General features: G+C 60.1%; 12 protein-coding genes. 7 read left to right on the forward strand and 5 right to left on the reverse strand.

Translation table 11 applies throughout. The features are described from left to right. Together DNX69_RS06260 and DNX69_RS06265 are read right to left on the reverse strand one after the other, a co-directional pair. The coding region (locus DNX69_RS06260; RefSeq protein WP_110785227.1) for a mannose-1-phosphate guanylyltransferase/mannose-6-phosphate isomerase at window positions 1-1349 on the reverse strand (1349 nt) is incomplete at its 3' end. A 231-nt stretch (window positions 1350-1580) separates the two neighbouring features. Beyond that, entirely contained in the window at window positions 1581-3353 is a 1773-nt protein-coding gene (locus DNX69_RS06265) for a DUF4407 domain-containing protein (protein WP_110785164.1), read from the reverse strand. Between the two features lie 50 nt (window positions 3354-3403). Here DNX69_RS06265 and DNX69_RS26265 point away from each other — a divergent pair, with 50 nt between their 5' ends. Continuing rightward, on the forward strand, window positions 3404-3544 hold the full coding sequence (locus DNX69_RS26265; protein ID WP_165825197.1) for a hypothetical protein: 141 nt from the start codon (window positions 3404-3406) through the stop codon (window positions 3542-3544). Between the two features lie 173 nt (window positions 3545-3717). Here the strand turns inward: DNX69_RS26265 and DNX69_RS06270 are convergent, their stop codons facing one another. Then, the gene (locus tag DNX69_RS06270) at window positions 3718-4587 is read right to left on the reverse strand and encodes a TIGR04325 family methyltransferase (protein ID WP_110785165.1); all 870 of its coding nucleotides are present in this window, start codon (window positions 4585-4587) and stop codon (window positions 3718-3720) included. Between the two features lie 942 nt (window positions 4588-5529). On the opposite strand from DNX69_RS06270, the gene DNX69_RS06275 reads away from it, so the two are divergent. Next, entirely contained in the window at window positions 5530-6012 is a 483-nt protein-coding gene (locus DNX69_RS06275) for a hypothetical protein (RefSeq protein WP_110785166.1), read from the forward strand. A gap of 400 nt (window positions 6013-6412) precedes the next feature. After that, window positions 6413-6898 (forward strand): hypothetical protein, encoded by a 486-nt coding sequence (locus tag DNX69_RS06280; RefSeq protein WP_110785167.1) that lies wholly within the window; start codon window positions 6413-6415, stop codon window positions 6896-6898. A gap of 499 nt (window positions 6899-7397) precedes the next feature. Here DNX69_RS06280 and DNX69_RS06285 read toward each other — a convergent pair whose 3' ends face one another. Both DNX69_RS06285 and DNX69_RS06290 read right to left on the reverse strand, forming a co-directional pair. Next, complete coding sequence (locus DNX69_RS06285; RefSeq protein WP_110785168.1) at window positions 7398-7814, reverse strand: helix-turn-helix domain-containing protein; 417 nt, start codon at window positions 7812-7814, stop codon at window positions 7398-7400. 383 nt (window positions 7815-8197) lie between these two features. Continuing rightward, the gene (locus tag DNX69_RS06290) at window positions 8198-9976 is read right to left on the reverse strand and encodes a curlin (RefSeq protein WP_110785169.1); all 1779 of its coding nucleotides are present in this window, start codon (window positions 9974-9976) and stop codon (window positions 8198-8200) included. Window positions 9977-10529: 553 nt separating this feature from the next. Here DNX69_RS06290 and csgH point away from each other — a divergent pair. Genes csgH through DNX69_RS06310 form a run of 4 tightly spaced genes read left to right on the forward strand, consistent with a single transcriptional unit; the run spans window position 10530 to window position 12680 of the window. Further along, window positions 10530-10913, forward strand: coding sequence for a curli-like amyloid fiber formation chaperone CsgH (csgH, locus tag DNX69_RS06295; protein WP_110785170.1), 384 nt, complete (start codon window positions 10530-10532; stop codon window positions 10911-10913). Next, window positions 10898-11431 (forward strand): hypothetical protein, encoded by a 534-nt coding sequence (locus DNX69_RS06300; RefSeq protein WP_110785171.1) that lies wholly within the window; start codon window positions 10898-10900, stop codon window positions 11429-11431. Before csgH ends, DNX69_RS06300 begins: the two co-directional genes overlap by 16 nt. Window positions 11432-11463: 32 nt before the next feature. Continuing rightward, window positions 11464-11748 (forward strand): curli assembly protein CsgF, encoded by a 285-nt coding sequence (locus DNX69_RS06305; protein ID WP_110785172.1) that lies wholly within the window; start codon window positions 11464-11466, stop codon window positions 11746-11748. 56 nt (window positions 11749-11804) lie between these two features. Beyond that, on the forward strand, window positions 11805-12680 hold the full coding sequence (locus tag DNX69_RS06310) for a CsgG/HfaB family protein (RefSeq protein ID WP_110785173.1): 876 nt from the start codon (window positions 11805-11807) through the stop codon (window positions 12678-12680). Window positions 12681-12886 lie beyond the last annotated feature (206 nt).

The raw sequence follows: 12886 nt of genomic DNA on the forward strand, positions 1-12886 counted from the left end.
ATCTTGCCGGGGTTCTCCAGCCGGTGCGTCGCGCCGATCGGAATGTAGATCGACTCGTTCTCGTGGATGGTCTTGACCAGGGCGTCCACCGTGACTTGAGCGGTACCGCGCACCACGATCCAGTGCTCGGAGCGATGGTGGTGCTTCTGCAGCGACAGCCGCTCGCCCGGCTTGACGATGATGCGCTTGACCTGATGCCGGTCGCCGGAATCGAGCGAACGGTAGGAGCCCCACGGACGATGGACCTGGGCGTGGTGGTCGGTGACCTCGGGCGCCACGGCCTTGATCTTCGCAACCAGCCGTTTCAGCCCATTGCCGTCCTTCTGCCGCGACACCAGAACGGCATCCTGGGTTGCGACCACCACCAGATCGTCGACGCCTTCAAGCGCGACCAGGGTGTTGTCGCTGGACACGTGACAGTTGCGGGCATCTTCGAAGACGGCGGGGCCCTGGGCGGCATTGCCGGCGCCGTCCTTGGCAGACAGCTCCCACACCGCACGCCAGGATCCGACGTCCGACCAGCCGCAGTCGACCGGCACCACCGCGGCCCGCGTCGTCTTCTCCATCACCGCATAATCGATCGAGATCGGCCTGGCCTTGCCGAACGACGCTTCAGGCAGCGTCACGAAGCCAAGGTCGCGGCCGGCCGACGTCACAGCGTCGGTGATCGCGGCAACGCTGTCGGGATCGACCGCATTGTACTCGTCAAGCAAGGCTGCGGCAGGGAACATGAAGTTGCCGCTGTTCCACAGATAGCCCGACTCGACATAGCTTTCGGCGGTGGCGAGGTCCGGCTTCTCGACGAACTTGGCGACATTGCGGACCTTGCCGACGATCGCGTCGCCGGGACAGATATAGCCGTATTCGGTCGCCGGACGTTCCGGCTTCACCCCGAAGGTTACGATCCGGCCCTCGGCCACGCCGGCCAATCCCTCACGGCAGGCCGCAACAAAAGCATCGTTATTCTGCACGATGTGATCGGCCGCCAGCGCCAGCACAATCGCTCCCGCCTCACGCTGTTCGGCGAACACCGCGCCCGCAACGATCGCGGGGCCCGAGTCGCGCCGGGCCGGCTCCAGCAGGACGTCTGCCCCGATCCCGATCTCGGCCAATTGGTCGCGCACCATAAAGCGATAGGCGGCGTTGGTGATGATGATCGGGCGCCCGAACAGTGCCGGATCCGACACCCTTAAAAGCGTCTCCTGAAACGTCGAGCGTGCCCCAAACAGCGGCAGAAACTGCTTCGGAAGCACCTCCCGCGACGCCGGCCACAGCCGCGTCCCGGCACCGCCGCACATGATCAGGGGGGCACACCGAGGATCATTCGCAGACTTTCGGACACCGTTCATCGAACACACCCAACTCCGGCTACGATCTCTTTGTGGTTGCAACGAATTGTCGAGTCAACACACCTCCAGGATGACCGAACATGTCAACCTCACGGCCTCACCGCCGCTGGGTTCAGGAACGCCACAAGCCTATGCCGCGTCTGTTTGAGAGATCGCACCACGCTCAACCCTAAGATGCGACCTCAAACAGACCGGACGATTCAGCCAGTGGCGTAACTCTAATCGTCTGTGTCAGGCACGACGCGGCGCTGCGATCTCGGTCTCGGCCGGAGCGAGCGAAGCGGCACCGACATCACGCACGCCTCCTCCATTGTAGACGACTACCACGCGCTCGCCCTCCTCTGGTTGGCTGGCAGCGACGGCTTCCTCCACCACAGGCTTCCTGTGCACCGGCCCCACAGGCTCAGCCGCAACCTCATCGGCGAGCCGCACCTCGGTCTTGTCACTGAGCTCGGCCGGCACCGGGATCGTCGCGACGATCGCCTTCTCATTGGTCGGCGAAGGATCCTCTTCCTTCGCCTTCCGTAACGGCAGTCCCCACCGCCTTCTTGCCGTAGGATTCGATGCAGCGTGGGCCGCCTCTGGTGGCTCGAACCTCTGGAATAGCGGGGTTACCCGGACGTCTGCTTGGCTGGTGTCGGCTGGCGCAACTAGCTCTCGGCTCCTTCGACCGCGCTCCGGCTCTTCATCCGCCAGCCGCCACGTCATCGATCTCGCCGCGATCCGCGCGGATCTGATCTGTGACTGAACATTGATCGCGTACATGCTCGGCGGCGAGAAGAAGATCTTGGTGACGACCGGGACGATCTCGAGAAACACCACAAACAGCCGGATCATCCACGAGAACAACGTGATCGCTTGTCCCTCCTGTGGATCACTCTTCAGGGCTTGATACGCCGTCAGCCTCACCAGCGGATCATTACTGTCCCTCCTTTGCTGCACAAAGGCGCCTTCCAGCGTACGGTCCCGATAGCGCTGGACCTTGGCCTCGCGTTGGCCTTCCAGGGCTTGCAGGTTCGCACGTGCAGTGTCGACCTGCTTCTGGATCGCAACGCGCTTGGCTGCGAAATCCTGCCTCTGATCGTCCCGTCGCGCTAGATCCGCTGCGATGCGCGCGGCCGCGTCGTTCGTTACCCGCTCGCGTCTCGCAACGAGATCCGACAGCTCCGCTTGGCGCGCCTGCAGCAGAGTTTCAGCAGCCTCCTTCTGCTTCTTGGCGAACTCATAGCGTCGTCCGGCGCCGGCCCGACCACTATTCGTCGGGCGCAGTTTTTCGCCGAACTGCTCGGCACTCATATCCAGGGACTGCTCCCTGATCGTCGCCTCGAGCTCCCCGACCTCGCCACGGACGCGCTCTTCCCGCTCGGACAGCGCCTTCAACTCGGTGTCGGCCTCGGGGGCCGCAGCGGTTGGACTGACCTGGGGAAGCGGCGCCTGCGCGAAAAATTCACGCTGATGCTCCTCGATCGCGGTCAGTTGGGCGCGGCTTTCCGCGATCTCCCGATCGAGGCCCGACGCATATTTGTCGATCTGCTCGTAGACCGGGCGATTGCCGGCGACCCGATCACGATCGATCTTCTGCGAGATGGCATCTGAGAACAGCGCAAGCTCGAGAAACAGAGCGATGACCCAGGCCAATCCCAGCGAGATGGCGAGGCGCGCCGTGATGCGTACGAACTGCCAAACCGAACGCCTCAGCCCCTCCCCGGCCTTGTTCGACTGATCGTCGTCAAACCAGAACGCGCCTTGCACGAACCAGTCCGACTGAAACAACGCTCGATCGAACATCATCACGGTGAGCGCGATCACCGCTGCGATGGACGATCGAAGCGGCATCGAGCCGACGATATAACCCAGGGCATAGTAAGAGACGCCGAACACCACCAGAAACGAAAGGCAGAGCGAGAAGCCGATCTGCATGGCCCAAATTCGATCAGTCGGCGGACAGCGGGCGATCAGCTCCCGGTCGACACCAGCAATGAAATACAGCAATCCTCGGAGCATGGCTCACCCCTCCATGAACCAGATGCAGGCCGCTCACCGCCCACGCCAGAATGACGATCGAACACCTTTTGGCGGCGGCGAGCAATAAACTGATTAGTAAAAAGTTAATCAACCCAGAGAAAACGCTGCTGAAAGATCCGATCGCGCGCGAGCTTCGGAGCACGGCTAGCTATCTCGACGAGATTCGTTGACATAGATGTCAACAAACCACGCTGCTCACCAACTCATCCGAACAGAATCCAGTCTATCTCGACTCGCCTGCAGCTTCTCAAGGTGGCGGATGGGCCGTGGGCGACTGAATCGAAATGATCCATATCCAAATGATCCATGCTCCGCTCGGAATTAGCGGCGCACGCAACGACAATTATTGAGAAGCATCCTTTGGACGGCGATCCGCGTCGAGCACAAAAAACAGGCCCCAGTACGTATCATTCAGGTCCGGCCGCAGCGGCACTCGGCTTGCCCGCTCGTGGACCGGCCATTTCGCAATAAGCCGATATCCAATGGCTTCCATGCCCGCGATCGTGCCCGCCAGGCTATGAAGCTTGCAGGCGTGCACATAGCCGTCGCCCACCTGCGTCGTCACAATCGGCTCTGCCCGAGAGAACGGCGTCCGGTTGACGACCGCCAGACGCGGCAATTCGGCGAGCCGCCCGAGAATCACCGCTAGTTCGTCTTCGAAATAATGCAGCGCCCCAGAAACGATAAACAGATCGACCCCGGATGCATCTTCCATCCGTCGAGAAAACCCGACCCGATGTTCGTTGCGCGACTTCGCGAACTGCAGCACGATCTCTTCCTTGTCGGGCAGATCGTGTACCATCCAGCGCAGCGTCGCCGGAAGCCGCAATTCGCGGTCGTAGGGGTAGAACAGATTCCCGATCCCGCCACCGAGATCGAAAACGGTCGACAGGCCTGACGCGTAGCCGCACAAATAGAACAGAACAGGATAATCGCTCTCTCGCGTAACGTCCGCGAACTGCTTGAGCTGGCTCACCACATCGGAGTGCTCGTGACCGGCCGGAATGAACCTACGGATGTATTTGGTCGCCGTCTCAATGTCCGGGAACGGTTGATAGACACACAACAGCCCCCTCAACGATCGTTCGATCAGAGGGTGGCGCGCCATGAAGCGAATGAGTCGTGTTCCATGAGGCAATCGCGCGAGTGCTCTTAGACCGACTGCGGTCGAAGAACCGATCCCGACGCGCATTCTGTTGAGCCCAACGGCCATTCTGTTCGTCCAAACTAATGACAGTGGAATTGTATATCAGAATGATGCGCCATGTCCGGACTCATCACGATCTCGATTCTCACTCGACAGCCGCGGCCGATCATCCGCAACTGTTCTGCATCATTGACCAAGATTGGCGCGGATACTCCGATTGAGCAACGAAGATCGACGATGTCGTTCGAACGATCGTCCGGCGTTGACGACGCGCAGTCGCTTTCTTCAGTCCTTTGCCGAGATTCGATTTCTCGTCACGGCCAGTCGATAGCGGCAGGCTGCTCTTGATCGACCTGATCGCGCTTCAAGAGCTGAGCTGCGGCCGGTCGTTGCCGGAGCCCGTGAGCTGCAGCCGGGCGAAAGATGCCTTCCCCCGACGCGCAGGCTGTTCAAGCCACCTTGGCATGGCGGCGAGCAGACTGGCGCTCGTCTCCTTCGCAGGCGGCGAGGAGCCGTTCGTCGGCCGTCCAGATTGTCGACTACGGAGCCGGCTAGCCGGTAACGGGATTCTGAAATCTTTAGCTGATCCCGAAGGTATTTATTAACTGCATGCCCCTTCCAATGTGGATGGCGGCACGCCCGCCCTGCCCTCGCCGAACTTGACCTCGCACAATGGTCTCGGCGCCCTAGAGTGCTTTCCGAGCGTTGGAAATGAGTGGGACAACGATCGGCGAACGCCGCAGTGAATGAAGCGCAAGACGCACCTGCACAACCAAAAGGTGTAAAACGTCTTGAACTATCGCCGGCGCTGTTGGACGATGCGCGTCGATCGCAGGGGCGCTGGACGAGAGCGGAAATCGCAAAGCTCGGCCACGACGTGACCGAATTTGCAGGGGAATTTGGTCAGGCTGCCGGTGGGGATCCCGGCAGTTCTGTAGAAGCCTGCTGTAGGCTAGCGGGCACTACGGAGCGACAGAGTCTGATCGTAAGGGGAGCGCGCGGGGACACGTGACGATCGAGGATCTGCTGCGGCAAGGGGTGATACGACGGATCGAGGTGGACCTCGGAGCGGGCGAGCAGCCGGCCCGGCTGCTGTACGGCACCCCAAATTTCATCGAATGGTTGGAGAACCTGCTGGGCGGCGCGGAGCCTGAACAGCGGCTCGGAGAGGCGACCCCAGCCGAACAGGTCGATGCGCTGTTCTACGCCTACATCGCCGGACAACCATTGGTTTATGTCCGGCAATTCCGAATGATACGCGTTGAGCAAAGCGCGGTGTGGGAACTCAAGACCCCCGACGTGCGCATCTTCGGTTGGTTCTTGCGCAAGGACTGTTTCGTTGCGGTGTTCGGCGACTGGACCGATCACGTGAAAGATCACAATTTATATAAAGGTTACCGCACATCAGTTCGTCGAATTCGGCGAGAAATGGGTATAGATTCGACCCTGTGTGTCACAGGGAGTTCGCCCGATGACGTCATTTCAATGTGAACCTGGCTGCCATTCCACAGTTACTACGCGTTTTCCGACCTCTTATACTGACTGCACTCAGGCCACTGCGGCCGCTTCCGGCGCCTCACCGACCCGCGATCATCTGGCGACTTCCCGATTAGTCAGCCGGCCCAACGGAGCGGAGTGGTCGCTCGCCGATCACAAGACGTCGGCCGCGCGGAAACTGGCCTCGACCGCTCCGGGTCGGTTTCGGACCGAGGCGATGGGCGTCCGTTTGGAGCGATCTGCCGTCGCTCCCAGACGATTTTTTGATCCCGGCCTTCGGACGACACGCACTAACATGCTCGATCAGGCCCGACGCGCCGACTGAGACAGCTGGCTCAAGTCGGCCTTTAGGCCCGAATGCCTTTTGTACCCCCTTTATTTTAAGCGAGATCCAATGGAACGATATGGTTATTGCATCTTCTGCGACGACATTCGCACTGAAGCAGGCGGAAAACTCAGCTTTATCGGTTGCTACAACTCCGCGATGTTCGTGAAGAACGAGTTTCCTCTGTCGCTGCCCAAGCTGTGTGTGCACTTCAACGTGTTCTCGCCCGCCGACCAGCCTTACAGATCTCTTCGGGTCCGTTGCTATCTCCCAGGCGAAGACAAGCCGATCGCCGAGGAGACGATCGAAGTACCTGCACTACAGGACCAGATCAATCTTCTGACCAGCCTGCCGAAAGATCAGCCAATGATGCCCTTCATCGTGGTTGCGGCGAGTCTGATATTTTCACCTTGCGAAATCAAATCGCCGGGAATGATCCATGTGCGTGCGGTCATCAACGACAGCCCGACCGAACTTCATCTCGGATCGCTCTCGGTCTCGTCGGAGACAACGCCTCCGGTCGCGCTCGAGGAAGGGCCCGCGTTCATCAACTAAGATGTCCCGGCGACTACAAAACGCTCCGGCCAAACTTCGGCCTTCGCGCCAGCCCTCAGAAGCGGCCCAGGTACACGGATGTGCCGGACATGGACGCCGGCTCGACCGACGAAACGATTAGAGCGATTCATTGATCGAAGCGGACTTGGCCCTTCCCGAAAAGAGCACTGGGTCCTGATCCTCGAGGAGGCCGGCAAACCGGACGTCTCGAAGGAAGAGGAGTCGCATCGCCTGCGGCGCATGGTTCGAGACGGCGTTTCGCGCCTCCGTCCCTGCGGTCCTGCCTGTGGTGAACCTCCAGAGGCGCGCTCTTGATTCCATCAAAGACAGAGCCGCTCTGGCGGACACGGGCTCGCCTCACGGCACGACGGGCCGTTCTCGTGGCAATCGCCTAGCAGCTGACAGGAAAACCCGGACAAACCGAAGCCAAACGTCCGGCAGCAGCACCGCTCAGGCGCTCCTGAACGGCTGCGACCGCGCTCGAAGGGCGACAAGGTCCCTACTCCGCAGCTCCCGAGAAGCTCTGGAAGTTCAAATTGCGAGCACATTGATCCGGAAGCCGGTCGTTCTTCAACGAGCGGATATTCACGACCTTGATCTGTCCGTAGCTGAGCGTCGAGGTCGTCACAGGTTCGTTCTGGCCGGGGTGACGCTCCGGCGGTCGGAGCTCGAACGACAGCTCCATATCCATGGCCCAGGCAAGATCGGCCAGACTGCGTAAGGTGAGATTGCTTTCGCCGGACAATTGGCGATTGATCACCGAGCGATTGACACCGAGGCGCTTGGCGATTGCCTGTTGGGTCAGGCCGTCCCTCTTCTTTTCCGAAAGCACCTTGAGCAATTCGTCTCGTACGCGGGCAATAAATCGTCCTGCCTTCTGCGCACGACCGCCGATATCAAAATGATAAGACGTCACTGCGGAACCTCCTACCCAGCCGCGATCCTCAATACAACGTCGCGCCGTCCAATCACTTGCAAGTAGATTTCATTCTGCACCAAAGCAGCCGGGTTAACAGCCCCTTTTTGTTGGCTTGCTGAATGAATAGACGCGGAGTGTTGCCGAATATCCATCCCTAAGAGCAGCCCCATCCCCGGCCCTGAGATTTAGTATGTTTTGGCCGCCTTAGGGTTCATTGGAACCGAATATCTGACGAACCTTTCAAGGACTTTAGCGCTCAGCACAGGTCGCTTCCTGAGCAACTTCTTCGGAATCTTGCCTGTGGCCGATGGGGACGCGATCCTCAGCAGGCCCACCAAAAAGAAGACGGCGGGACCGAGGTCCCGCCGTCCGAACGCATGTTAGTGCTGCGAGGTGAACGCGACGTTGTGCGAGCCGAACTGCGCCGTCACCGACGTGTTGGTCACGGTCGCGCTGTTCTGGGCGGTCACGGCGTAGTTGCCCGTGCCAACCTGGACGGTCGCCTGCGTGTTCATGCTCAGAGCGCCGATCATCGGCTGCATACCGGTGCTCTGGGCGGCGATCGCGGTATTGCTGTTGCCGAACTGGGCGATCAGCGAACCGTTGGCACCGACGTTGAGCGGATTGGCGATCTGGTTGGTGAAGGCGCGGTTCTTCGAGCCCGCCTGGATGGTCGCCGCCGCATTGACGGTGCCGGACAGCGGGGCGTTCTTCTGCAGGGTGACGGCGCTGTTGCGGTCACCGAGCTGAATGGTCGCCTGGCCGTTCAGGCCGTTCTGCTGGCTGACCAGCGCACCGTTCTTCTCGCCGAACTGCGCCACTAGCGAGTCGTTCGACACCGGCAGCAGGTTGACGCCGTCCTGCATGGTGATCGCGGCATTCTTCTTGCCGACCTGGATGGTCGCCGCATTGTTGTTGACGCCCTTCAGAGCGACTGCCTGGGGAAGTTCAGCGGTCCCGGTGACGGTTCCGTTGACCAGCGGCTTCGACGGATCGGGTACATAGCCCAAGAACGTGGACTTCACCGCCGCGCCGACAGGCAGCGAGAAGCTCGTCGAAAGCGTGGCACCAGTACGTGCGCCTTCCGAATTCTGGACTGTCAAGGCGGAGTTGCCCTTACCCACCTGCAGGGTGCTCGCGGCATTCACGCCACCATAAACCGCGGGAGCCGTGTACGGGAAGGCGACCGGGCCGTAGCTGGTCGCTCCTGGCTGATTGACCTGGTAATAGGGGAACGACGACTTGAGCGTCGCATACTTCTCAGTCGTCTTGATGCTACCGCTGAGCGAGCCATCGTTCGCCGCGAAGCTCGGCGAGCCCTTGGTGCTCTGCAGGGTCATCGCCTTGTTGCCGATGCCCATCTGGGTGGTGAGCGCCGAGTTGATGCCGCCCTGCGCGTTCGCCATCTGGCCGGTCGCCGACAGGTTGCCGTAGCCGAACTGCAGCGTGCCCTGATCGTTGCCGCCGCCGGCCTGGCCGGCGAACGACCGGTTGAAGCTGCCGAACTGCAGGGTCGACGACTCGTTGGCACGGCCGGCCGCGCCGGACTGGCTGGTGACGGCGAAGTTGCCGACTCCCACGCTCAGAGTGGTCTGGTTGTTGTTGCCGCCGGTCTGACCGACCAGCGCGCTGTTGAAGGCGCCGAGCTGGGTAGTCGAGGAGGTGTTCTTGTTGGCGCCGGCGTTATCCTGCGAGGTCGCCGCAAAGTTGCTGCCACCGATCTGCAGCGTGGTCTGCTTGTTGTTGCCGTCCTTCTGATTCACGATCGAACCGTTGAAGGCGCCGAACTGGGCGGTCGTCGAGTCGTTCGGGTTGGCTGCGCTCTGGCTGCCCTTCTGCGAAGTGACGGCGAAGTTGCGCACGCCGCCCTGCACGGTGCCCTGCTTGTTGTTGCCGCCGGTCTGCATCGCAACGGCGCCGTTCTGCACACCCATCTGCAGGACGCCGGATTCGTTGGGCTTCGACGAGGCCTGGCTCTGCACCGTCAGCGCAGAGTTGCGGCGGCCGAGCTGCACGGTGCCCTGCTTGTTGTTACCACCGGCCTGACCGGCGACCGCATGATTGTTCGACCCGGCCTGCACGATGAAAGACTCATTGCTCGCGGCAGAGGCCAGCGACGTCGTGGCCAACATGACAGCCAACGTTGTCAGCATTCTCATGACTTATTCCCTGTTATCCGAAGCGGGGTCGACGACCATCGCCGCCCTCAAAATCGATTTAACTCCAACTTAACTATTCGGACAACCGTAAACCGATTATTTACTTTAACAATCAACTCTGCTGCGAAGCGGAGTCCCAACTAACAAGTCTCTTGCATGACGGTTTTTGAGCGATCACGACGCTAATCGTCCGCGGTGTTCTCGAGCGTTGACATACAAGTCAACACGCGACGGAACCGCGCCTCACTCAACGTTGACTCATATGCCAACACGACCGGACAACCGGCGGATTTGGTGCAAAGAACATCGAAATAGCGTGACTTTCTCGCTCTTTTGGCCGACACAGTCGGCCCAGCGATGACGAATTAATTCAACTCCACGTCGACTCTTGTGGAGCCGATTGAACCGAGCTTAACTATCCACGATTTCTGAAATCAGCGGATTTGCACGATCGCGTTTCCGTACAGCCCGAACCGAGACGAGCTTCACATTCACCACCGCGCAGCGGCGATTAGTTTGGATCACTTCACACGTTTCCAGAGCCGTTATTTCGATGTTGGTCGCGTCACGACATTTCAAGACTTTCGCCGAACGCAGCGCGGTGCTGCTGCTGATTTTGATTTGGTCGCTTGACGCCGATGCGAGCAAGACGATGGCAATCGAATGCGAGATCCGAAATACGCCGAACGGAAACCTGCTGCGGATCGACGCAATCCTTCACGCCCAAAATGCCGCAACGGGCGAATATCAGCTGAATGTCTTCAAGGACTCGACAAGCGGCGCGAGCCATTCCGCTCAGAGCGGAATTTTCGAACTGACCGGCCCCGCGGACCGAATACTGACCAGCGTCATCATCGATCAGTCGCCCTCAGCGAAGTTTCGGGCCGAACTCGCGATAAGATCTAATCAAGGGAGCGTATCATGTGTTTCACCATGAAATCGCGGTTCTCCGCGACAGCGGTCGTGCTGACCGTCGCAGCCGCGGGCCTTGGAGACGCGACGATCGCGCGCGCAGAGACAGCCTATATTTCCCAAGCCACCGGCAACCTCGGAAGTCCGGTGATCGGCCCTGCACCCGCCTCGCTCGGCATCAACCACGCAACCGGATTCTCCGCCAACGGCAACCGACAAACACCGTCTCTGCCGGAACTTGCTGCGCCGCGAATAACAGGCGGAAACTACGCAAGCACTCTGCAGATCGGCTCCTACAACACGGTTTTTCAGGCCCAGAGCGGCTACGGCAACGTCTCCAATGTCGGTATCATCGGCGGCAATCACAATGCGGTGGGCGTGTTGCAGGCCGGCAACAACCTTCGATCCAATCTTGTGTTACTAGGTACTTCGGGAACGTCAGTCGGCGTTCTTCAAGGAAATGGGGCTGCGCCGCTGAACGTACTCATTGGCCGATTGCCGAACGGCGCATTAGTGATCGGAGGTTTGCCGATCAGACGTTGAGACGAATTGTTTGTAGCTTTTAGGAGGATAGGATGACGTCGAAATTTCTGCTAGCCGCTGCTGCGTTGGTGATTCTCACAGCGCCCAGCCTCGCGACCGAACAGATCTATCGCCCGGTCAGCCCGACCTTCAACGGCAATCCGCTCAACGGAAACTTCCTTCTCAGCACGGCCCAGGCCCAAGGCATGGGAACAAAGTCCGGCAGCAATAACACGCCCGACCTGTCGGGCTTGAGCTCGGCGCTCAGCAATATCGGCAGCGGTTCGTCCGTGATCGTGATCGGCGGCACGCCGACCACCGCTTCGACCAGCCCGTAACCGAGCAGAAACATTGCTTGGTCACTATTAAGATTGCTGAACGGGGGGCGGCTGCGATGGATAGCAGAGCCGGGTCTTTGGCGTGTGTATTGCTGGCTGTGTCCTTGGGTGGATGCGCTATCACCGGAACAGATAAGGATCCGGTGACGCCGCCGGCGACTCTCGTTGCGTCGACCAAGACGGGGATCGTTCTCGAGCAGCTTCCTCCTCCGACCAAGAAGCTCGACGTCGCCGTCTACAATTTTCCGGACCTCACCGGTCAGAACAAATCGAACGACAACTTCGCGGAATTCTCGCGCGCTGTCACGCAGGGCGGCAGCTCAATTCTCACCGATGTGCTGCTGACCGCCGGCGGCGGACACTGGTTCGACGTCGCAGAACGTGCGGATCTGCAGCCGCTGCTTCAGGAACGCCAGATCATCCAGAATACGCGTTCGGCTCTGCAGGGCGACAAGGCCCAAAGCCTGCCGCCGCTGCGATTCGCCGGCGTGTTGCTCGAGGGCGGGATTGTTGGATACGACACCAACGAAACTACGGGCGGAATCGGTGCGAACTATCTCGGCATCGGCGGGAACGCCCAGTATCGGCAGGATATCGTCACGGTTTCCTTGCGTGCCGTAAGCGTTCAGACTGGCCGTGTCCTTGCCGCCGTGACGACGACAAAGATCATCTACTCGGTGAACATCAGCGGCACTGGCTTCAAGTATGTCGCGATCGACAGCCTGCTGCAGGCCGACGCGGGCTTCACCAAAAACTCTCCGACCACCCTCGCTGTGCGCGAAGGCATTCAGCTTGCCGTCTATTCGCTGATTTTCGAGGGTGTGAAGAAGGATCTCTGGAGCTTCAAGGACCGTCCTGCCGGCGCCGCCTTCATGCGCGAGCTCGAGCTTCAGAAGAAAGCGGCTGTTCCGGTAGCTCCAGCCGCAATGTGATCTGCGGGACCGGCATCGCCGCGGCTCCAGCATTCTTGAATATCGGCCAAGGCCTGACGCGATGTGACCAAAGTTGCTACACATGGTGCAGTGGCGTCGATTGTCCGAACTCGACGTGGCGGCGACATCGTTCAGTCGATCTGCCTACTCTCACATTCGGCTGCAATCTTTGCAGTATGGCCTGACAGCAGCCCAGAGTTCGCCCG

It is taken from the genome of Rhodopseudomonas palustris (assembly GCF_003226555.1).
In the GTDB taxonomy this organism is placed as follows: domain Bacteria; phylum Pseudomonadota; class Alphaproteobacteria; order Rhizobiales; family Xanthobacteraceae; genus Rhodopseudomonas; species Rhodopseudomonas palustris_I.

Bases quoted from the DNA above. Each gene is read 5' to 3' on its own strand.
- DNX69_RS06265 (WP_110785164.1), bottom strand. From the start codon at position 3,353: ATGCTCCGAGGATTGCTGTATTTCATTGCTGGTGTCGACCGGGAGCTG.
- DNX69_RS26265 (WP_165825197.1), top strand. From the start codon at position 3,404: ATGACGATCGAACACCTTTTGGCGGCGGCGAGCAATAAACTGATTAGT.
- DNX69_RS06270 (WP_110785165.1), bottom strand. From the start codon at position 4,587: ATGGCCGTTGGGCTCAACAGAATGCGCGTCGGGATCGGTTCTTCGACC.
- DNX69_RS06280 (WP_110785167.1), top strand. From the start codon at position 6,413: ATGGAACGATATGGTTATTGCATCTTCTGCGACGACATTCGCACTGAA.
- DNX69_RS06290 (WP_110785169.1), bottom strand. From the start codon at position 9,976: ATGAGAATGCTGACAACGTTGGCTGTCATGTTGGCCACGACGTCGCTG.
- csgH (WP_110785170.1), top strand. From the start codon at position 10,530: ATGTTGGTCGCGTCACGACATTTCAAGACTTTCGCCGAACGCAGCGCG.
- DNX69_RS06300 (WP_110785171.1), top strand. From the start codon at position 10,898: ATGTGTTTCACCATGAAATCGCGGTTCTCCGCGACAGCGGTCGTGCTG.
- DNX69_RS06305 (WP_110785172.1), top strand. From the start codon at position 11,464: ATGACGTCGAAATTTCTGCTAGCCGCTGCTGCGTTGGTGATTCTCACA.
- DNX69_RS06310 (WP_110785173.1), top strand. From the start codon at position 11,805: ATGGATAGCAGAGCCGGGTCTTTGGCGTGTGTATTGCTGGCTGTGTCC.